The 21,686-nt window shown below is 45.2% G+C and carries 20 protein-coding genes; 10 read left to right on the top strand and 10 right to left on the bottom strand.

Annotation, left to right across the window (positions count from 1 at the left end; all coding sequences use genetic code 11):
* Positions 1-17: 17 nt before the first annotated feature.
* Positions 18-602: a dCTP deaminase gene (gene dcd, locus E4T80_RS02495; protein ID WP_135054650.1), complete on the bottom strand. Its 585-nt coding sequence runs from the start codon at positions 600-602 to the stop codon at positions 18-20.
* Between the two features lie 9 nt (positions 603-611).
* Entirely contained in the window at positions 612-1,265 is a 654-nt protein-coding gene (gene udk, locus E4T80_RS02490; RefSeq protein WP_047977846.1) for a uridine kinase, read from the bottom strand.
* Between the two features lie 103 nt (positions 1,266-1,368).
* On the opposite strand from udk, the gene E4T80_RS02485 reads away from it, so the two are divergent.
* From E4T80_RS02485 to sucD, 5 genes are all read left to right on the top strand, one after another.
* Positions 1,369-2,001: a LysE/ArgO family amino acid transporter gene (locus E4T80_RS02485; RefSeq protein WP_135054648.1), complete on the top strand. Its 633-nt coding sequence runs from the start codon at positions 1,369-1,371 to the stop codon at positions 1,999-2,001.
* 434 nt (positions 2,002-2,435) lie between these two features.
* Positions 2,436-5,246, top strand: a complete 2,811-nt coding sequence (sucA, locus tag E4T80_RS02480; protein WP_135054646.1) for a 2-oxoglutarate dehydrogenase E1 component — start codon at positions 2,436-2,438, stop codon at positions 5,244-5,246.
* A 98-nt stretch (positions 5,247-5,344) separates the two neighbouring features.
* Positions 5,345-6,562, top strand: coding sequence for a 2-oxoglutarate dehydrogenase complex dihydrolipoyllysine-residue succinyltransferase (odhB, locus tag E4T80_RS02475; protein WP_135054644.1), 1,218 nt, complete (start codon positions 5,345-5,347; stop codon positions 6,560-6,562).
* 123 nt (positions 6,563-6,685) lie between these two features.
* A complete protein-coding gene (gene sucC, locus E4T80_RS02470) occupies positions 6,686-7,852 on the top strand; it encodes an ADP-forming succinate--CoA ligase subunit beta (RefSeq protein ID WP_047977842.1) in 1,167 nt (388 codons plus the stop codon).
* 9 nt (positions 7,853-7,861) lie between these two features.
* Positions 7,862-8,734 carry a succinate--CoA ligase subunit alpha gene (gene sucD, locus E4T80_RS02465; RefSeq protein ID WP_135054642.1) on the top strand — a complete coding sequence of 291 codons (873 nt, stop codon included), beginning with the start codon at positions 7,862-7,864 and terminating at the stop codon, positions 8,732-8,734.
* A 202-nt stretch (positions 8,735-8,936) separates the two neighbouring features.
* On the opposite strand, the gene E4T80_RS02460 is transcribed toward sucD, so the two are convergent.
* Both E4T80_RS02460 and yjgA read right to left on the bottom strand, forming a co-directional pair.
* The gene (locus E4T80_RS02460; RefSeq protein WP_135054640.1) at positions 8,937-9,281 is read right to left on the bottom strand and encodes a SirB2 family protein; all 345 of its coding nucleotides are present in this window, start codon (positions 9,279-9,281) and stop codon (positions 8,937-8,939) included.
* Between the two features lie 8 nt (positions 9,282-9,289).
* Positions 9,290-9,820: a ribosome biogenesis factor YjgA gene (gene yjgA, locus E4T80_RS02455; protein WP_135054637.1), complete on the bottom strand. Its 531-nt coding sequence runs from the start codon at positions 9,818-9,820 to the stop codon at positions 9,290-9,292.
* Positions 9,821-9,971: 151 nt separating this feature from the next.
* Between yjgA and pmbA the strand changes: the two genes are divergently transcribed.
* A complete protein-coding gene (gene pmbA / locus E4T80_RS02450; RefSeq protein WP_135054635.1) occupies positions 9,972-11,321 on the top strand; it encodes a metalloprotease PmbA in 1,350 nt (449 codons plus the stop codon).
* 33 nt (positions 11,322-11,354) lie between these two features.
* Here the strand turns inward: pmbA and priC are convergent, their stop codons facing one another.
* Positions 11,355-11,849, bottom strand: a complete 495-nt coding sequence (priC, locus tag E4T80_RS02445; RefSeq protein WP_135054633.1) for a primosomal replication protein PriC — start codon at positions 11,847-11,849, stop codon at positions 11,355-11,357.
* A gap of 491 nt (positions 11,850-12,340) precedes the next feature.
* On the opposite strand from priC, the gene E4T80_RS02440 reads away from it, so the two are divergent.
* On the top strand, positions 12,341-13,417 hold the full coding sequence (locus tag E4T80_RS02440; protein WP_135054631.1) for a porin: 1,077 nt from the start codon (positions 12,341-12,343) through the stop codon (positions 13,415-13,417).
* A 252-nt stretch (positions 13,418-13,669) separates the two neighbouring features.
* On the opposite strand, the gene nanA is transcribed toward E4T80_RS02440, so the two are convergent.
* The 5 genes from nanA to E4T80_RS02415 form a co-directional block, all read right to left on the bottom strand.
* The gene (nanA, locus tag E4T80_RS02435) at positions 13,670-14,551 is read right to left on the bottom strand and encodes an N-acetylneuraminate lyase (RefSeq protein ID WP_135054629.1); all 882 of its coding nucleotides are present in this window, start codon (positions 14,549-14,551) and stop codon (positions 13,670-13,672) included.
* Positions 14,552-14,629: 78 nt separating this feature from the next.
* The gene (locus E4T80_RS02430; protein ID WP_135054627.1) at positions 14,630-15,496 is read right to left on the bottom strand and encodes a MurR/RpiR family transcriptional regulator; all 867 of its coding nucleotides are present in this window, start codon (positions 15,494-15,496) and stop codon (positions 14,630-14,632) included.
* Positions 15,496-15,969: an N-acetylneuraminate anomerase gene (gene nanQ / locus E4T80_RS02425; RefSeq protein WP_135054625.1), complete on the bottom strand. Its 474-nt coding sequence runs from the start codon at positions 15,967-15,969 to the stop codon at positions 15,496-15,498. Before nanQ ends, E4T80_RS02430 begins: the two co-directional genes overlap by 1 nt.
* A 217-nt stretch (positions 15,970-16,186) precedes the next feature.
* On the bottom strand, positions 16,187-17,692 hold the full coding sequence (ppx, locus tag E4T80_RS02420) for an exopolyphosphatase (RefSeq protein ID WP_135054623.1): 1,506 nt from the start codon (positions 17,690-17,692) through the stop codon (positions 16,187-16,189).
* A gap of 489 nt (positions 17,693-18,181) precedes the next feature.
* Positions 18,182-18,706 (bottom strand): DNA-binding protein, encoded by a 525-nt coding sequence (locus tag E4T80_RS02415; RefSeq protein ID WP_135054621.1) that lies wholly within the window; start codon positions 18,704-18,706, stop codon positions 18,182-18,184.
* A 230-nt stretch (positions 18,707-18,936) separates the two neighbouring features.
* Here E4T80_RS02415 and E4T80_RS02410 point away from each other — a divergent pair, with 230 nt between their 5' ends.
* Genes E4T80_RS02410 through E4T80_RS02400 form a run of 3 tightly spaced genes read left to right on the top strand, consistent with a single transcriptional unit; the run spans position 18,937 to position 21,665 of the window.
* On the top strand, positions 18,937-19,167 hold the full coding sequence (locus tag E4T80_RS02410; protein ID WP_135054619.1) for a helix-turn-helix domain-containing protein: 231 nt from the start codon (positions 18,937-18,939) through the stop codon (positions 19,165-19,167).
* A 29-nt stretch (positions 19,168-19,196) separates the two neighbouring features.
* Positions 19,197-21,131, top strand: coding sequence for a transposase domain-containing protein (locus tag E4T80_RS02405; RefSeq protein WP_233437158.1), 1,935 nt, complete (start codon positions 19,197-19,199; stop codon positions 21,129-21,131).
* Between the two features lie 42 nt (positions 21,132-21,173).
* Positions 21,174-21,665: a hypothetical protein gene (locus tag E4T80_RS02400; protein WP_135054615.1), complete on the top strand. Its 492-nt coding sequence runs from the start codon at positions 21,174-21,176 to the stop codon at positions 21,663-21,665.
* The last annotated feature ends 21 nt before the right edge of the window (positions 21,666-21,686 follow it).

Below are 21,686 nucleotides of genomic sequence, written 5' to 3'. Positions count from 1 at the left end.
TCATTTTACATTGTCAATTAGCCGTCTTCATTGATTCGGCTTGATACCGCACTTTGTTGGTTTTTATATTTTGCATCTTTGCGGGCATTATAAGGGCGTTGGGCATCACCGCTAAGAATTTCAAAGCTCAATGCCCCGATCGCCATATTTGGTCTTAGGGCAAGCGGCAGTTTGCCTGCGTTGAAGAACTCCAGCACAATTTTTCCTTCCCAACCCGGATCGATGCGGTGAGCGGTAACGTGTACCATTAAACCAAGGCGGGCAAGGGAAGAACGTCCGTCCAGCCAGCCGACAATATTCGCCGGCAATTTTACCGATTCCAGAGTCGTTGCCAACGCCAGCTCACCGGGATGCAGGAAAAAGGCTTCATCCTCGCCAATTAAAATTTCTTCGCTCATCACCCGCTCAAGTTGAGCGGTAACTTCCTCTCTCGGCCCGCTCAAATCAATATAAGGGGTGGAATGCTCACGAAACACCCGAAAAGAGTTGCCCAAACGTACATCAATGGTCGCACCGTTGATCTTTTCATTCGCCGGACGAGGCGTAAGGGCAATAATCCCTTCATCTAAATAACGTTCAATATCACTGTCGCATAAACGCATACGGCTCTCCTATTTTTGCTTGAGCAACTGTTTGATCTGTGCTTTTAAGATATTGATAGCAATACGGTTTTTACCCCCTTTCGGCACAATAATATCCGCATATTGTTTAGAGGGTTCGACAAATTGCAGGAACATTGGTCGCACCGTTGCCCGATATTGATTTACCACCGACTCCATCGTTCTGCCCCGCTCTTGCATATCCCGTTGTAAACGGCGGATAAAACAAATATCCAACGGCGCATCGACAAAAATAGACACATTCAATTCATTGCGGATTTTCTCATCGGTCAGCAATAGAATGCCTTCCAAAATAATCACCCGTTTCGGCGAAAAATGCGTTACCGTTTTTTTACGGTTATGCTCGGCATAGTCATACTCCGGAATCTCCACCGATTGCCCTTGTTTCAACGCTTTCAAATGCGACACCAACAAGGCGTGATCCATTGAATTCGGGTGGTCATAATTGGTTTTCACCCGCTCCTCCATTGCCAAATGGCTCTGATCACGGTAATACGCATCTTCCGAAATAATCCCAATATCGTCCTGCCCCAATTCCGCTTTCAATTCTTTATAGATAGTGGAGGCAATCAAACTCTTTCCGGAGGCAGACGCACCGGCGATCGCAATCACAATACAGGATTCATTTTCGTTAAGATGTGGCATAAGATATTCCTTCGCAAACAGGGAGTAAAATTTTGCGGATTATACCCTAATTTTTGCAAAAAATTCAGTATAATTAACCGCTTGTTTATAGGGAGAAAACATTATGGATACATTTTTACACGGTTTCGTAGTCTGTTTTGGGCTGATTGTTTCTATCGGCGCACAAAACGCCTTTCTGCTCAAACAAGGCATTTTAAAACAGCACGTTTTTTGGATTGCCTTTATCTGCTTTTTCTGCGATGTGGTGCTGATGACCCTCGGCGTACTCGGCTTGGGCAGCCTGATTTCCCAATCACCGCTCTTCAGTTTCGGGTTAGCCTTATTCGGTGGGATTTTCCTGTTGAGTTACGGCAGCCGCTCGTTTATCAGTGCTTACCGAGGTACGAGCCAACTGCTTGTCGGTGGTCAAACGCTCAAAGCGAGCTTAAAAAAAGCGGTAATGATTACCCTCGCCATCACCTTACTCAATCCCCACGTTTATATTGATACGGTTGTGATTGTCGGCGGTATTGGCGGCACGCTGACTTTCGAGGAAAAAATCACCTTTTTACTCGGGACACTCACCTGCTCTTTTTTATGGTTCTTCGGTTTAGGCTTTGCTGCCGGCAAATTAGCCGGCTATTTTCAAAATCAGCGAACTTGGCAAATTCTCGACACCCTCACCGGATTGATAATGTACGGCATCGCCGCCAGCCTCTTTCTATATGCAATCAAACTCGGCGGCACGATTTTTTAATGCAAGCGGTCGGTTGGCAGGGAAATATTGCAAATATTCGGTTGAGGTCGCCATTGTATTTCATCAAACTCTAGGGACACGAGTGTGTCCTCTCCGAAAATCAGTTGGGCGCAGAGCCTCCCTACCGATGGGCAAATATTCAGCGCTGTGCAACCGCTATATGATATTGCAAAAAATCTGACAAAACCGACCGCTTGTCTTACATTTCAGTTATCACAGCTTCACCGAGGTTTGCCCAAACGCCTTTTTTGTTTAATTTTTTGTGAACAAAATGTAAAAATCAGACTTACTTCACAGTTTTAGATTTGAATTTCAGGCATAATAGGCATTATTCGGTAACATTCGTCCGTCAATGACGGGAATGTGTCGCCTGTTTGCCCAATATTCGGCAATCAGTGCAAATTTTGTAAACATCTCAATAAGGTTAGGTCTGTATGCAACATAACAATTTTGATGAATGGTTTGCGTCCACCGCTCTCGGCGGCGCTAATCAATCTTATGTTGAAGAAATCTATGAGCAGTATCTTGACGATCCTGACAGTGTCGATGACAGTTGGAAAACCATTTTTGCCCAACTGCCTCAAGCTCAAAAAGCCGAGCAGCCCCACTCTACCGTGCGGGATTACTTCCGCCGTTTAGCCCGTGAGCAACGTTCGGAAGCGGTCAGCGTCATCGATCCTGAAGCCAGTGCGAAACTGGTCAAAGTGTTACAATTCATCAATGCTTACCGTTTCCGTGGGCATTTGGAAGCGAAACTCGACCCGCTTAACTACTACCGCTGGAAAACCTCGCAAGTGCCGGAGTTGGATTACCGCCACCACGGTTTTAGCGAACAAGATCTGGACGAAACCTTTAATATCGGGCGTTATGTTTACAATAAAGAAACGATCAAACTGAGCGAGCTTGCCGATGCACTCAAAGAAACCTATTGCGGCAGCATCGGGCTTGAGTTTATGCACGTTCAGGATATGGAACAAAAATTATGGCTGCAAGCCAAAATGGAAAGCGTGCTGAATAAACCGCTCTTTTCAAAAGAAGAAAAGCTCAACTTATTAAAAGAGCTGACGGCGGCAGACGGGCTAGAGCGTTATTTAGGGGCGAAATTCCCCGGTGCAAAACGTTTCTCCCTTGAAGGCAGCGATGCGTTTATTCCGTTAATGAAAGAGATTATCCGCCACGCCAGCCGCCAAGGAATGACCGATGTGGTAATGGGAATGGCACACCGTGGGCGTTTGAATATGCTCGTCAATGTTCTCGGCAAAAAACCGGCAGAATTGTTCGATGAATTTGCCGGCAAGCACGCCGAAACCCACCGCACAGGCGATGTGAAATACCACCAAGGTTTTTCATCGGATTTTGCCGTTGATGACAAAAAAGTGCATCTTGCTCTTGCGTTCAACCCGTCCCATTTAGAAATCGTCAGCCCGGTGGTGATCGGTTCGGTACGCGCAAGACAAACCCGTATTAACGATACCGAGCGGGAAAAAGTATTGGCGATTACCGTTCACGGCGACTCCGCCGTTGCAGGACAAGGCGTGGTACAAGAAACCCTGAATATGTCAAATGCACGGGGCTACCGGGTAGGCGGTACGATTCGGGTGGTCATTAACAACCAAATCGGATTTACGACCTCTAACCCAAACGATACCCGCTCAACCGAATACTGCACCGACATTGCCAAAATGATCCAAGCGCCAATCATTCACGTTAACGGCGATGATCCGGAAGCGGTTGCCTTTGCAGCAAGGATGGCGGTTGAATACCGTGCGTTATTCAAACGGGATATTTTCATTGACTTAATCTCTTACCGCCGCCACGGTCATAACGAAGCGGACGAGCCGTTAGCCACGCAGCCGATGATGTACGGACTTATCAAAAAACACCCGACACCACGCAAAGTCTATGCCGACCGTCTTATCAATGAAGGGGTGATCACCAATGATGATGAAATTGAGATGATTAACCTCTACCGTGATGCGCTAGATAACGGCGAACGGGTCGTGTCGGAATGGCGTGAAATGGACACCGCCACAATGGATTGGTTGCAATATCTCAACTATGAATGGACTGATCCGTATGAAAATACCTTCCCACAAGCCCGTTTCCTAACCCTTGCCAAACGGGTATGCGAATATCCGGACAGCGTACGCCCACACTCTCGGGTCGAAAAAATTTACAAAGACCGCCGAGAAATGTATCAAGGCAATAAATTATTTGACTGGGGAATGGCAGAAACAATGGCATACGCCACCCTGCTAGACGAAGGGACGCACGTTCGCCTTTCCGGTGAAGATGCCGGTCGTGGCACATTCTTCCACCGCCACGCCGTCATTCATAACCAAAATGACGGTACAGGCTATGTGCCGCTCACCCAATTACACAGCAATCAAGGGCGTTTTGAAGTGTGGGATTCGGTATTAAGCGAAGAGGCGGTTTTAGCCTTTGAATACGGCTATGCCACCACTAACCCGAAAACCTTAACCATTTGGGAAGCCCAATTTGGTGATTTTGCCAACGGTGCACAAATTGTTATCGACCAATTTATCAGCTCCGGCGAACAAAAATGGGGCAGAATGTGCGGCTTGGTAATGCTATTACCGCACGGCTACGAAGGTCAGGGGCCGGAGCACTCCTCAGCACGCCTAGAACGCTATTTACAGCTTTGTGCCGAGCAAAATATGCAAGTCTGTATCCCATCCACGCCAGCACAGGTTTACCATATGCTGCGCCGCCAAGCACTACGCAAAATGCGCCGACCGCTTGTCGCGATCTCGCCGAAATCCTTACTGCGTCATCCATTGGCGGTATCCAGCCTTGATGAATTAGTCAACGGCGAGTTTCAGAATGTCATCGGTGAGGTTGATAAACTCGATTCTGCGCAGGTCAAACGGGTGGTAATGTGCTCCGGTAAAGTCTATTACGATCTGCTTGAACAGCGCCGCCAAAACAACCAAACAGATGTGGCAATCATTCGGATTGAACAACTCTATCCGTATCCGCACGATGATGTGAAAAAAGCCCTTGAGCCGTATGCACACGTTACCGATTTCGTTTGGTGTCAGGAAGAGCCGCTCAACCAAGGGGCGTGGTATTGCAGCAAGCACAATTTTGAGGCTTCGATTGCAGATAATGCCAAACTCAAATATGCCGGACGTCCTGCTTCCGCCTCTCCTGCGGTCGGCTATATGTCATTGCATACACAGCAGCAAAAACAACTGGTCAGCGATGCCTTAACTATCGCTTAACCCGCACGCAAGCGGTCAGTTATACACACTATTTTGTAAAACAGCGGACACACCCCGTGTGTCCCGATTGGTGAACGAAGATTAAAAGGAAACCTATTATGACTATCGAAATTCTTGTTCCGGATCTCCCTGAATCGGTGGCTGACGCAACGGTTGCCACTTGGCATAAAAAAGTGGGCGACAGCGTTAAACGTGATGAGGTCATCGTTGAAATTGAAACGGACAAAGTGGTATTAGAAGTCCCTGCAACCAGCGATGGCGTGATCAGCGAAATTGCACAAGACGAAGGTGCAACCGTTATCAGCAAACAAGTGCTGGGCATTTTATCCACCGCACAAGCGGGTGATGTCAGCCCTGCTACCCTAACGCAAGCAAATGAAGCAACGCCGGCAGATCGTAAATCCGCTGCGATTGAACACGATCACAGCGATGCCGAATCGCAAAGTCCGGCGATCCGCCGCTTACTTGCCGAGCACGATCTCAACGCCGAAGAGATTAAAGGCACGGGCGTAGGCGGCAGAATTACCCGTGAAGATGTGGAAGCGGCACTCGCCAAACGTACCGCTAAAGTGGCGGAAAAAGCGGAAAATACCGTCAGCACCGTTGCCTACGCTGCCCGTAGCGAAAAACGCGTGCCAATGACCCGCTTGCGTAAACGTATTGCCGAACGTCTGCTTGAAGCCAAAAACACCACCGCAATGCTCACCACTTTCAACGAAGTGGATATGCAGCCGATTATGACCCTGCGTAAACAATACGGCGAAAAATTTGAAAAACAACACGGCGTGCGTCTAGGTTTTATGTCTTTCTACATTAAGGCTGTCGTGGAAGCCCTCAAACGCTATCCGGAAGTCAATGCCTCTATTGACGGCGATGATGTGGTTTACCATAACTATTTTGATGTGAGTATCGCCGTTTCTACCCCGCGCGGTCTGGTTACGCCGGTCTTGCGTGATTGCGACAAACTCAGTATGGCAGAAATTGAAAAATCCATTAAAGCCTTAGCGGAAAAAGGACGGGACGGCAAATTAACCGTAGAAGACTTAACCGGCGGTAACTTTACCATTACCAACGGTGGCGTATTCGGTTCATTGATGTCCACCCCGATCATCAACCCGCCACAAAGTGCGATTTTAGGGATGCACGCCATCAAAGATCGCCCGGTTGCGATTAACGGTGAAGTGGTGATCCGCCCGATGATGTATCTGGCACTCAGCTACGATCACCGCTTAATTGACGGACGTGAATCGGTCGGCTTCTTAGTCGCAATTAAAGATTTATTGGAAGATCCGACACGCTTATTACTGGAAATTTAATCCAAAAGACCGCTTGTTTGTGCAAGCGGTCTGTTATTTGAGATTTTTTGCAAATCTCGCAGCGGTACGCACCGCTTACCAAACCGAATTATAAAGCCTTTATCATAAAACAAAGGAAACACTATGAATTTACACGAATACCAAAGTAAGCAAATTTTTGCTGAATACAAATTACCTGTGAGCCAAGGGATTCCTTGCCAAACTGCTGCCGAAGCGGGCGAAGCCGTCAAAAAACTCGGCGGCGACTTGTGGGTGGCGAAATGCCAAGTACACGCAGGTGGACGGGGCAAAGCCGGCGGAGTGAAATTAGTTAAAAACGAAGCCGAAGCGAAAGCCTTTGCCGAGCAATGGCTCGGTAAACGTTTGGTTACCTTCCAAACCGATGCCAACGGTCAGCCGGTCAATACTATTTATATTGAAGAAGGCTCGAATATTGATCGTGAGCTTTATTTAGGCGCAGTGTTAGATCGTGCGTCGCAACGGGTTGTCTTTATGGTTTCAACCGAAGGCGGCGTGAATATCGAAGAAGTGGCGGAGAAAACCCCACATTTATTGCACAAAATGGCGATCGATCCGTTAGTCGGCGGAATGCCGTACCAAGGGCGTGAATTAGCGTTTAAGCTCGGCTTAAAAGGTGATCAAATCAAACAATTTGCCCATATTTTCGTGCAAATGGCGAAAATGTTCGTTGAAAAAGATCTCGCATTACTTGAGGTAAACCCGCTTGTTACCACCAAAGAAGGCAATCTTCTCTGCTTAGATGCCAAAATCGTTGTCGATAGCAATGCACTCTATCGCCAGCCTGCCTTAGTAGCGATGCAAGATCCGAGCCAAGACGACCCGCGTGAAGCCCTTGCCGAATCCCACCAGCTCAACTATGTTGCCCTTGAAGGCGATATCGGCTGTATGGTAAACGGTGCAGGTCTAGCAATGGGCACGATGGATATTGTGAAACTACACGGCGGTCAGCCGGCAAACTTCCTCGATGTCGGCGGCGGCGCAACCAAAGAGCGTGTTGCAGAGGCCTTCAAAATCATCTTATCCGACAAAGCAGTGAAAGCGGTATTGGTCAATATTTTCGGCGGGATTGTGCGTTGTGATTTAATCGCAGAGGGTATCATTGCAGCCGTCAATGAAGTGGGCGTTAGCGTGCCGGTCGTGGTACGTTTAGAAGGAAACAACGCACCGTTAGGCCGTGAAATCCTTGCAAATAGCGGTTTAAATATCATTGCCGCAACCACATTAACCGATGCGGCACAACTTGCCGTGAAAGCCGCTGCTAATCAATAGGGGGAAACAATGGCGATTTTAATCAACAAAGACACAAAAGTAATCTGCCAAGGTTTTACCGGCGGACAAGGCACATTCCACTCAGAACAAGCACTCGCATACGGCACGCAATTAGTCGGCGGCGTATCGCCGGGTAAAGGCGGCACGACGCATTTAGGCTTACCGGTCTTCAATACCGTGCGTGAAGCGGTCGAAGCGACCGGTGCAACGGCAACGGTAATCTATGTACCCGCCCCCGGCTGTAAAGATGCAATTTTAGAAGCCATTGACGCCGGTATTGAGCTTGTGATTTGTATCACCGAAGGCATTCCAACCCTTGATATGTTGCAAGTCAAACAACGCCTCAATCAAACGGGTGTGCGAATGATCGGGCCGAACTGCCCGGGTGTGATTACCCCTGATGAATGTAAAATCGGTATTATGCCGGGGCATATTCACCAGAAAGGGAAAATCGGGATTGTCTCTCGCTCCGGTACGCTCACTTATGAAGCGGTTAAGCAAACCACCGATGAAGGTTTTGGACAATCGACTTGTGTCGGTATCGGCGGCGACCCGATTCCGGGCTCAAACTTCATTGATATTCTCAAGCTGTTCCAAGATGATCCGGAAACAGAAGCTATCGTGATGATCGGCGAAATCGGTGGTTCGGCAGAGGAAGAAGCGGCAGCCTTTATTAAAGAGTACGTAACCAAACCAGTCGTTAGTTATATTGCCGGCGTTACCGCACCAAAAGGCAAACGTATGGGACACGCAGGTGCAATCATCAGCGGCGGCAAAGGCACGGCAGACGAAAAATTTGCCGCCCTTGAAGCTGCAGGTGTAAAAACCGTGCGTAGCCTTGCCGATATCGGCAGTGCCTTAAAAACGGTTTTAGCCAAATAAACCTGCCCTATTGTTAGGCAAACGATTTTCCTCAAAAATCGTAGGGATACAATGCTTGCGTCCGTTATGACGGCATATCGTTTCGCTATGCTTTACCTGCGGACGCTAGTGTGATTTCTACCACGTTTGCATTCATATAAGTAAAGGCAGATTAAGACTGTTTGAACATAAAAAAATCCGCAGCGTTCTGCGGATTTTTTAGCTATTTTACGGTAGCGACCAGCATTATCATCATAAAGCTCACCACCGCTAAGATGAAATGCTTGAGCGAAAAAGGTTGGTTTTTCTTAAAGGCTTTAGCGGCAAACAGAATATACATTACCAAGAAAAAGAGTTTGGCAAACATCCACGCTTGCAGTTCCAACCCAAACCACACGAAAATCCCGATCCCCGTTGCAAATAAAAAGGTATCGACAATGTGCGGTGCAATTTTTAACAATTTATATTGTCGCCATTCAACCTTTCTTGCCGACAATACCCCACGCAACAATAATAACATCAGGCTGACATACGCCAAACCAATATGCAAATAAAAGAGAGTTTCCATTGAGTTTCCTACTGCTCCACAATCATTGATTTTAAATATTGAAAAATTTCACGGTAATTTTTAGGAGGTTTATTGGCTTGTTTTTCTTTTTGTGCCGCCCGAATTAGCTGACGCAAATGCTGACGATCCAACGTCGGATATTCCTCAATCAACGCACTTAATGCCTCATCGCCTTGCGCGACTAATTGATCCCGTACCAATTCAAGTTTATGAAACAATGCCTGTTGCTGATTATGACGGTTTTCGACCTTATCCAACGCTTCTTGAATAGGCTCAGGATCAACGCTCCGCAATAACTTGCCGATATATTGAATTTGGCGGCGGCGCGCCTCTAATCTTAACCGCTGCGCCAGCTCAATCGCCTCTCGGATATTCTCTTGCAGCGGCATTTTCGCTAAATTCACCGCATTCAGCCCAATCAAACTTTCGCCCAGCTTTTTAAGCTGCTCCGCATCTCGTTTAATCTCACTTTTGCTGACCCAAATGATCTCTTCCTCATCATCCGTCCAATCAATCTCATTACGTTGCTTTCTCGCCATTCTGTATCCTTCATTCAAAAAATTGTGGCTAGTTTAGCAGAAAATTAAGGTAAAATGAGCGGAATTTCATTATCAAGCGGTCGGTTAGCCGAGATTTTTTGCAAGATTTTCCCCTCAACCAACCGCCTGTACACGACCAAAAGGAAGAAAAATGGCGTTAATCAGTCAAACAGAACTTCAACAGCAAGAGCAACAACTGCGCAATGCGGTGGAAATTGCGCTCGACTATGCCCAAAAAGCAGGAGCAACCGCCGAAGTCGGCGTTACCAAAGTCGCGGGATTATCCGTTTCTACCCGTTTAGAGCAGACGGAAAATATTGAGTTTAACAATGACGGTTCGCTCGGTATCTCGGTTTATCTGGGTAAGCGTAAAGGTAATGCGTCCACTTCCGACTTACAGCCCCAATCCATTCAACAAGCGGTCGAATCCGCCCTTGCGATTGCAAAATATACTTCTGAGGACGAATGTAGCGGACTTGCCGATGAAGCCCTAATGGCGTTTAATCCGCCGGATTTAGCGCTTTATCACCATGCAGAGATTGAGGTTGACCAAGCCGTTGAACTCGCCGCTGAAACAGAGCATCACGCTTTGGCAAGCGATGAGCGAATTGTCAACAGCGATGGAGCAACGTTCAACTCTCACAGCGGTATCCGTGTTTACGGCAATACCCACGGAATGCTACAAAGCTATCTATCCAGCCGCTATTCCCTCTCTTGCAGTATCATCTCCGCCTATCAAGATCAGCTTGAACGGGACTACGAATACACCATTTCCCGTGAATTTGACTGCCTTGCCTCACCGGAATGGGTCGGCAAGCAAGCCGCCCAAAAAGCGGTAGAGCGGCTTAATCCCCAAAAACTGGCCACCTGCGAAGTGCCGGTTATTTTTTATAACGACATCGCTACCGGTTTAATCGGACATTTAGCCGGTGCCATCAGCGGTGGTGCGTTATATCGTAAAGCAAGCTTTTTGCAAGATAAACTCGGCGAGCAAATTTTGCCGAGCTGGTTTGAGATAATCGAACGTCCTCACCTCGCCCGCCAACTTGCTTCCTCGCCCTTCGATAGCGAAGGCGTTTACACCCGAGATCAACAAATTATTCAAAACGGGATCTTGCAAACCTATCTGCTCACCTCATACAGTGCGAGAAAACTGGGAATGCAGACAACAGGCCACGCCGGCGGTATTCATAACTGGTTGGTGAAGCCGAACCATTCAGGCGGTCTGAATAGCTTACTTCGCGAAATGGGGACAGGACTACTCGTTACCGAAATGCTCGGTAGCGCTATAAATGGGGTAACGGGAGAATACTCTCGAGGGGCTGCAGGATTTTGGGTCGAAAACGGCGAAATCCAATATCCCGTTGCCGAAATCACGATTGCCGGCCAACTCCAAGATATGTTTAATAATTTAGTCGCCGTTGCCGATGACGTTGAACATCGTTCCAATATTCAAACCGGTTCAATTTTATTGGAAAAATTAAAGATTTCCGGTAATTAACTATCAAACAGGGCGGTAAAATCCGCCCTTTGTTTATTCTAATGCCTCAATTGCCTGCAAGCATTTCTGCTTACGGTACTCTGTTTCCTGAATTTGTGCGATATAGTCCTGTCTTTGTGCCTCATCGTTACATTGATAACTCTGCTCGGTCAGCCAGCTCAATTTTTCATTCAATGCTCGTAAGGCTTTCTTATACTCCATCAACCGTTTTTCAACGGGAAGCTGATGAATATTTCGGGCAAAACGATAAGACGATTGGAACGGTTTATCTTGATCTGCTGCCTGCAATTTATCTAACGCTTTTTGTAACGCATCAAACTGCAAAATTAACCGTTTCGCATAAAGCTCGGCATAAAGAGAATCACGCTGTTGAACCAGTCGCTTAGCAGTTTCTTGTAACTCAGCAACAAACTCTCTCATCTCTCCCTGTGAACGCTCAAAAAGTGCTTCCGGCACACTCACCCTATAATTAGAATAGGGTAAAAATGCTGCAAACTGTTGCTCAATCGTATCAAGAAATGTTTTCATTCCAATAGATAAATAAGAAAACCATAGCACGGAATACTAATGTAGCAGGCATAAACTCGTCAATCAAAATCCCTTAGCACCTAGAAACAGCAGGAAAATCCCCATAAACCATTTGGTGATGAAAAAAAGTTCAAATATTTTTCTCATTTTGTGATCTACTTCACAAATTTGAAGGATAGAGCCTATTTTCAGTTTGATTGAAACTTTCCAATTATAATCAATGGGTTAATAACAATCCGCCACTTTTTTGCATTAACTAATTTTCAACATTCTCTATGTACTTTACAGACCTAAATACACATAACACATTGAAAAATAACTAAATCATTCAAACACCACCTATTCTATTGACATAAATTTTGCTTTCTGACAATATGCACACGCAATCGGTGTTGCTTGGTTTTAGTCAGATTAAGCAACGGATTTGGAGAATTACTTCTATACCTTAACGGGAGTAATTTTGACTTTAAATAAAATTTAAGGTGAACACTATGAAAAAAACACTTGTAGCATTAGCAGTAACAGCATTCGCAGCGTCAGCATCAGCGGTAACTGTGTATGAAAACGAAGGCACTAAAGTTGATGTGGACGGTTCTCTCCGCCTATTGTTAGATAACTCTGGCTCAAGAACTAAAGATGGAAATGGTAACGAAACTGAAAAAGCACGCAACCATACTAACTTAAAAAATGACGGTTCACGTTTCGGTGTGCGTGTAAAACACGACTTATCTGACGATTTATTTGCATTCGGTCGTTTAGAGTTACGTTTCTCAAGCAATTCAAAAACAACCGATGAATTTGGTGATGTTTATGCTCACCGTGCTTATGTTGGTTTAGGCAGCAAACAATTCGGTGAAGTATCTTTCGGTCGCCAAGTAACTATCGGTGATGATATCTCACAAGCAGGTTTCGATAATACCTACGGTGTTACTAAAACGCCATTAACAACTTCAGGTAAATCTGTTGTACGTTATGACTACAAAGGTATTGAAGGCTTACAAGTTGGTGTTGACTACCGTTTTGCTGAAGATCGTAAAGACGGTGAAGTTGTTGTTGGCAAATTAAAATCAGGCTATGGTGCAGGTGTTACTTACGGATTTGATGTAGCTCAAGGTCAATCCGCAAAAGTTGCAGCAGGTTATACTCGTGATAACTACGCAACAGAAACAAGCACTAAACACTACCGTGATGCTGGAATGGTTGGTGGAAGCTATACCATTGATAGCTTAACTCTTGCAGCGGACTACGGTTTCGAAAATGATAAAGAAGGTGCAAACAGAAAATTCACTCACGGTTTACATACCGGTGCTAAATACCAAGTAACTCCGGCAGTTGCAGTATATGGTAACTATGTTTACTTAAACGGTAAAACAAAAGAATCAGGTACCACAATTGAAAAAGAACGTTCACACCGCTTTATGTTAGGTACAGAATACAAAGTCCATAAAAATGTATTCACCTTTATTGAAGGTCGTATCCAAGAAACCAAAACATATAATAATGCAGGTCAAAAACTTAGCTCAGTTAAAGACAACGCATTCGGTGTAGGTTTACGCGTACACTGGTAATCTCCCCAACCGTAGTAAAAAGCGAGTACCAGTACTCGCTTTTTTATTACACATAAATATCTATTCTAAAAAAACTGCCTTATCTTCTCAAATATCAATACAGCAATTATTGTTGTAAACATTACCACATTTTATTATAGATGGGAGATATCCCCCTATATTTGAGCATATAACTACTAAAATGTCATAAAAAAACCACCGAAACACGCCATTTGTAAGGTGATTTCGGTGGGAGCGGGGAGTAATCAATAATTACGAAAGATATTTCGCTTTTAAAGTTTTGACAACGGCTTTTTGTTCGTCAGAGAGCGATTTGGTCATCGGCTCACGGCAATAGCCCGCTTCTACGCCTTCACATTCAAGTAATCCTTTGATGGTTTGATACAAGCCGTTTGCTAAAATGCCTTCAATCAAATCATTGGTAACATTTTGAATTTCAAAGGCTTCTTTAATTTTACCTTGTTGGGCTAACTCGAAAATTTGTCTTGCCCGCAAACCGTTCACATTGAATGTGCTACCGATTGCACCGTCAATACCCAATACAGCCGCCGGTAGCATCATTTCGTCAAAACCGGCGTAAATTAAGTGACTTGGGAAAGCTTTGCGTAAACGTTCTAAGAGATAGAAATCGCCTGCCGTAAATTTCACCCCGATAATTTTCGGATTTTCAAACAATTCGGCAAATTGGCTCACCCCGATATTCACGCCGGTTAAGAACGGGATAGAATACACAATCATTGGGCTGCCGGTTTCACGGATAATTGTTTCGTAGAAGTTTTTGATTTCAGGGAAGCTGAACTTATAGTAGAACGGAGTAACCGCCGATAAGCTGTCGTAGCCTAATGCCGTTGCGTATTTACCTAACTCTACCGCTTCTTTTAAATTCACGCTGCCGACTTGTGCGATCAACGCCACTTGGTCTTTCGCTTCATCTTTCGCAATGCGGAAGATCTCCTTTTTCTCTTCGGTTGAAAGCATAAAGTTTTCTCCCGTTGAGCCGCCAACATATAAGCCGTCCACTTTCATCTTATCGATATTGTGGCGGATAATTTGGCGTAAACCTTTTTCGTTGATCGTGCCGTCTTCATTAAATGAAACGAGCAACGCACTGAAAATACCTTTGAGATTTTTCATTTTGTTTTCCTTGAGTTGATGAATGAAGGCAAGCGATCGGTTTTACAAAAAAATCTGTCAATCCGACCGCTTACTTGGTTATTTAATTCGCTGTTCCAAAATGACATTGAGCGTTTTTTGCTTTTGCCGTATTGCTTTGTCCGGATCAGCTTTGACCAACAAAGTATAGATGAGATCCAAAACAAACAGTTGCGCCATTTTCGTCCCGATAGAGTCGCCCTGCATATTGCCTTGACGGTTGCCGTTAATCAGCACATAGTGAGCCACTTCGGTAATTGGCGAGCGTAAATTATGGGTAATCGCCACTGTTGTTGCTTTATTATCACGGGCAATGCGCAAGGCTTTGGTTGTTTCTTCAGAATGACCGGAATGGCTGATGCCGATGACTACATCGCCTTTTTTTAGCAATGCCGCCTGCATATACATAAAATGGTTATTGGTTACCGCATCGGTTTGTAGCCCAATTCGCATTAATTTGTGTTTGGCATCTTCGGCTGTCAGCCCCGATGAACCGACCCCAAAGAGAAAAATGCGATTGGCTTTACGCAGCTCTTCGACTACTTTTTCCAATACCGGATAATCGAGTAAATTCACCGTTTCGGCAATAACATTTGCTAATGTGGTTTGTAATTTCACCGCAATCTCTTTCGGGGAATCCGTTTCCGCCACATCGGTATCCAGTAGTGTGCCACTTTCTTTGTCTTGGGTTGCCAGCTCAATCGCCAGATCCAATTTAAAATCGGTGTAGCCTTTAAAACCGAGCGTGCGGCAAAAGCGGATAAAGGTTGCCTCGCCCACATCAAGTTGATGCGCGACTTCGGATAACGAGCATTGGTTCAACAAGCCCGGTTGAGATAAAATCGCACTGGCGATTTTCTTTTCCGTTTTAGTCAGACTATTTTGTAGTGCGCCTATGGTGTCTAAAATTTTTCCGTGTGCCGGCATTATGCTCCCCCTAGTAATTCAACCGGCACTTTGACGACCAATTTCTTAATTGTTTGATGGGTAACAACCGCATTACCCGGTTTATGCGGCTCAAAGGGTAAAAAAATCGCAAACATATTCGGTTTTAAAATCACTTCATTTTTATTTTCGATCGCCGGCGTTAATTGGTAGTCATCTTCTTCACGATAGTCGTCATACAATGACAAATTCGGCTGACTCAACCCATACTCAATCATCTCTTCACCTTCGATCAACAACTGAATATCAATAAATTTACGGTGCATTTCCGCTTGCTTGCCTTCCGCCGCTGAAGTTTCAAAGGTCATCACATTCATTCGGATACCTGCTTCCAAATCCTGCCAACCTAACGGTAAATTAGGCAGATCGAGCGTTTTCAGTCGAGCGCATAATCTGGCAAAAACAGGGGGAAGTGAGTTTGCGTAGTCCGCACGAGATAAATCACCTAGTAACATAACATCTCCAAAAATAAAGGGGTGAGTTTATTGAGCAAATCGCTCCGTAACAAACAGAATAAAAGAAGATATACTCCGTAGAGTATCGAGTTATGGGAAGAATAACAAGGGGCAAAATAAAAAAATGCGAGGTAGATCAAATTTTTAATGGGGAAACACTCGGCTCACATTTAGCCGCCGAGTGTTTTGCAAATCAATGCCGCCATCTGACCGCTTGTCAGCTCACATTCAGCGTCAGACCAAGCGGCTGCAGATATTGCGCTTCTTCATCCAAATCCGCCAAAACCAGCGGATTTTGACTTAAAAAATCCGGCTCAAATTGTAGTTGCCACACTTTATCCTCAATAGAAAGTGATAGCTGGTTCGCCGCAACGGTTGCTTGGCGGGAACGGTTGAGCAACACCGCTAACCGAAAGAGGCGTAGTAGTGTCAGGATATCACGGTGATGAAAACGGCTTGTGCCCCTTAAATCGCTACGTTTAAAATTCTTCAGATGAAAACGCATTAAATTCGCCAACAAATTCTGCTGCTCGGTATCAAAGCCCGGCAGATCACGGTTTACAATGATGTAGGCGGAATGGCGATGCACGCCGTTATGGTTGATGCTGATGCCGACTTCGTGCAACAAACTTGCCCATTTTAGCATTGAACGCAACTCGTTGATCTGTGTTTTATTCTTCCACGTTTTCACTTGTGCAAATAATTTTAATGCCGTTTCTCGCACACGGTTTGCCTGTTGCTGATCGATATTAAACTGCTTGGCAAGCGCTTCTGCCGTGCGTTGTCGAATATCGCCGACCTGAAAACGTTGCTCCAGCCCGTACATTACCCCTTCACGCAATGCCCCGTCAGAATAGCGCATTGATTGAATTTGGAAGGTGCGAAACAGGGCTAAGAGAATGGCAATGCCCGGTACTAATACATCAGCCCTCTCTTCCAGTAGCCCCTTTAATTGAATTGCCTTGAGTGAGCGAAAGGTTAAACAACGCTCAACAAGATCCTGCAAGCGACCCTCGGTAATCAGCCCATCACGATAACCGTTTTCCATCAGCACTTTGCTCACGGTTTTAATCGTACCGGACGACCCCAATACGTGTTGCCAGCCTAACTCCCGATATTCCCAACCAAGATCCTCGATTTTTTCCATTGCAGATTGATAAGCCGCATCAAAATGTGCTTCAGTTAATTGTCCGTTGGGAAAAAAACGTTTCGCGAAACTGACGCAGCCCATATGACGACTTTCCGCCCGTAGCGGCGTAAATTCATCGCCGATACTCATTTCTGTTGAACCGCCGCCGATGTCAATCACGAGTTTACGCCCTCGCTCCGGCTGGGTATGGCTTACGCCGGAATAAATCAGGCGCGCTTCTTCTTGACCGGTGATAATTTCGATCGGATACGGAAACACTTTCGCCGCCTGCGCCAAAAACGCTTGATTATTCACCGCTCGCCGTAAGGTGTAAGTGCCGACTACTTTGACATTATCTGCGGAAAAACCTTGCAGCCGTTTAGCAAATAGCCCCAAACACGCTACACCCCGATCAATCGCCTCTTGACTTAACACGTGGTTATCGTCTAGCCCTTCTGCCAAACGGACACGCCGTTTAATACGGGATAAAATTTGAATAGACCCGTTTACAATACGGGCAACAATCATATGAAAACTGTTCGAGCCGAGATCAATCGCCGCAAACTCACGGGGAGGCAGAATACCTAGAGGCATAGATCAAATGTCCTTCGCAAAAGTGAAAATCATAAATGTAGTGAGTTTATCATTTTTTGCCCAAAAAAGAATGATTACTTCAAGAAATTTACGCAATTCACCGCTGTTAAAAACCACTAAAACTAAGAAATAAAAAAGAGATAGGGATTTGGTTGAATTTTGCGGGAATAAGTGGAACAGAACCTTTGGTGTGTGGGGCTTCGTGAAGAAAGCCCCACTATTCCACTATTATATCAAAGAAAAAGCAAAAATAATGAATTGCGAAAATTTTGGTGAAATCAGCGGAATGCACCACTAAAACTAAGAAATTTATCGGTGGAGTTTAAGGCTGTTTAAATTGTCTTTAAATGCCCTGCTGTTTAAAGGGCAATCAAACAGATTGACTGATATTGACAATCTTTGACATTCCTCCCTATTATCGAAATTATCCTACACCTAAGGGGCTTTTTATGGAAAATCAGCCCCTCAGATTGGTATTGCTCAAAGCTATTAGGCTACCTTATAAGCCTCAAATGGCTCCAAAGTCTCTTTTTCACGATTTAAACCCGCCATAGTTTCAGCCAAATTCATTATTGCAATTCTGCCATCATCAGAACTTTTTCGGTAATAGCGAATTAGATCTTTCTCGTGATTATTTAATTTATCTATTTCTGATTTCTGTGGTTGGCTTTGCGCAGGCATAAGCCCCAAGGCTTGCTCAATCATTCTAAGGGCTTGTTCCAGTTCTTGCCTGTTCATTTTACCCGCCTTAATATCAAGCCCTAATTCGCCCCCTGACCGCGTGTGAATAACGTAATCGTGAGGTGGTTCGGAAAAATGTACTGCAGTGAAGCCCAATGCTTGTCGCACACTTTCAGGCATATCCCCCACATAATATTCAAATACGTTGCCTTTTACACCTGCAACTCTTCTTCTTTGCCAGTTTTCTTTCTTAGCTCTTTGTGCAACACCTTGTGGCGTACCAGCTAATCCACCAACACCAACCAAATCTTTTACTAAGACCCATTCTTTCATTTAAAACTCCTTAAAAGAAAGTTTGTTTATTTTAACTTTGTTTTAGAGTAAACCTTTGTAAATCAAACACTTAAAAGAAAAATAAAAACTTCTCCAAAAATTTTAAAAGAAAGTATTTGACTTTCACTTAATGTTTAAATTAAAATCTAAACGAAAACAAGGGTAACACTAAGGATTTACACCTAAAGTTTAACCTAAAGTAAGTTTAAATTAAATGCAGGGAGAGATTTATGCAGAAAAAAGATTGGAGCAGAAAACGCATTGTGTATGAGCTTCACGAACGAAATATCACATTGCAATCACTTTCTGTGAAGTCAGGGTTAGCCCCTTCTACATTAAAAAATGCATTACGAGTAAGTTATCCCAAAGGAGAAAGGATCATTGCTGATGCTATTGGTGTACCTCCTCAAGAAATTTGGGCATCGCGCTATGCGGAACGGGAGAGCCGCTTATGTGGATAACAACTCAAGATTTATTAGGTCTGCCTACGATGCCAAAAACAACACAAGGTATTAATTTTCGAGCAAAACAAGAAAACTGGGAACGGCGTAGAAAAGCAGGTGTACGAGGAAATGTGTTTGAATACCACCTCCACAGTCTCCCCCCTGAAACCCAACAAGCGATCCGGTTACGTTCTGCATTGGAAATTGTCCCGATTGGTGAAATGCCCGAACAAAAACCGAATTTTGAGTTGGCTCGTAAGCTCAACGAGGCAAGCGATAAAGCACGGGATAAAGCAAAAGTTAAAGTGGAAGTTTGCTTACAGATTAAACAGTGCCTTGACCAAGATTTTCCACTGATGACAGCGCTCAATAATGTGGCGAAAGCAAACAATATCTCGGCGGGGTCGTTAAAAAATTGGTACTACAAGGTGAAAGATCACCCTGTCCACGACTGGCAAGCCGTTCTGATTGGCGAATCGGGCAAGGGGAAAAAACCAAGCCGCAAAGCCTTTATTGAACAAGAAGCGTGGGATTGTTTTTTAGCGGACTATCTCCGCCCTGAAAAGCCCGATTTGCGTGCCAGTTATCGCCGAACGGCAGAGATAGCGAAGCATTACGGCTGGAAAATTGCCAGTTTCCAAACCTTTCAACGCCGTATTGTGGAAGAAGTCCCTTACGAAGTGATCCTGTTGAAAAGAGAGGGGGCAAATGCGGTAGCAAAATTAGTGCCGTCTTTACAACGTACCGTGAAAGACTTGATGGCGGGTGAGTGGATCAACGGCGACGGTTATCAGCACAATGTCTTTGTGAAATGGCATACGGGCGAGATTGTCCGCCCGAAAACGTGGTTTTGGCAAGATGTGCGTACCCGAAAAATCTTGGGCTACCGTACCGCGATTTCGGAAAACACCGACAGTATCCGCCACGCTTTAATGGATGTGATTTATCAGTACGGCATTCCCTGCACGATTACTTTAGACAACACCCGTGCGGCGGCGAATAAAGCGATGACAGGGGGTATTGAGAACCGCTATCGGTTTAAACACAACGAATTAGATCCAAAAGGGATTATGCCGATTTTGGGGATTGAGGTGCATTTCACCAGCATTTTATACGGTGAGGGACACGGACAAGCGAAACCCGTTGAACGTGCCTTTGGGTGGGGCGGGATTGGCGAAAAGGTGGATAAACGCCCCGAATTGAGCGGCTTTTATACGGGTAAAAATGTGTTGGAAAAGCCGGACAACTACAACGGCGGCAAGGACGGTGCGGATTATGCGGTGTTCCTGCAAGCCTTAGCGGCAGGGGTAGCAGAATATAACTCCCAAACCGACCGCAAAACAGAGCTGTGCCAACACGATAAAACCTTGAGTTTTGACAAAGTCTGGGAACGGGATTACGCCCCAACCAATATCAAGCAGGCAAGCCCCGAACAGTTACGGTTACTGTTTTTACAAGCCGAGACGGTCAGCATTAAACGCAACGGTGAATTTTCACTGAAAGCGGCGGGCAAGCTCTACGGTTTAACCAACACCTACTGGGCAGAAAGTTTGATAGGCATTAAAGCCCAAAAGGTGGTGGCAAGGTTCGACCCGGACAATCTACACGGCAGCGTCTATGTGTACGACCTTGAAGGAAAATTCCTAGCCGAAGCGGTTTGCCGGGAAGCGAAAGGGTTTGGCGATACCCGTGCGGCACGCGAGCAAGACAGATTGCGTAAACAGGTAGTGAAAAACGCTAAGAAACAAGCCGAAAATCTTGAAATGCTAGACGCTCACGAACTGGCAAGCCTACAACCACAAGTGGACGTACCACCGCCGATTGAAGAAAAAGTGCGAACCGTGTTGATAGACAAAGTGATTGAAGATCGCAATGCCCTTCGGGTAGTACAGGAGGAGGTAGAAATCGACCACGAAGAATTAAGCGAGTTTGAAAAAGCCTTTCAACGAGGTGTTGCCAAACTCACACAAAGCAAAGGCTAAAGCCTGATTTAAACAGAGTTTAAACTCCCTAAGGAGAAAGAAATGAACACATTTGAAAATCAAAACAGAGGTTTGGCAGACGAAAGCGAGTTTGAGCAAGCCTTTATGCAGGCGGTTGTTCGGCTTCAAATAGGGGAAGCCAAACAGGTAAAAATCGGTCAATTTGAGTATGAGACACAGACTACCGAGACAATGACGAGCCAGCAATATCAGCAACTGCAAAAACTTCAACAAATGGCAAATGATCTGCTTGCAGCAATAGACGAAGCCTTTCCCTATAAGACAAAGGAAGCAGCACCGATTGCCCGTCGTAAGCAATTTTTAAGTCTGCCGAAAGCTCAGGCGGACAGCGTAGCGAGACTCCGTTCGGAAGTAGCACTTGTAGCGAAAAACGGATTTGTAGAACGCGGTTCGCTAGGTTTAACTGTCAATGATCTTCCAAAATTGAACCACAAAGATCCTTTAAAAGTGATCCACTTTTATTATTTCTTAATTACGATGTTTAAATCGATAAGATTCATTACCCGTTTCTAAAATATGGCAATGGTGAATTAA

It is taken from the genome of Muribacter muris (assembly GCF_004569585.1).
Lineage (GTDB): Bacteria > Pseudomonadota > Gammaproteobacteria > Enterobacterales > Pasteurellaceae > Muribacter > Muribacter muris.
This window is presented reverse-complemented; position numbering and strand designations above follow the sequence as displayed.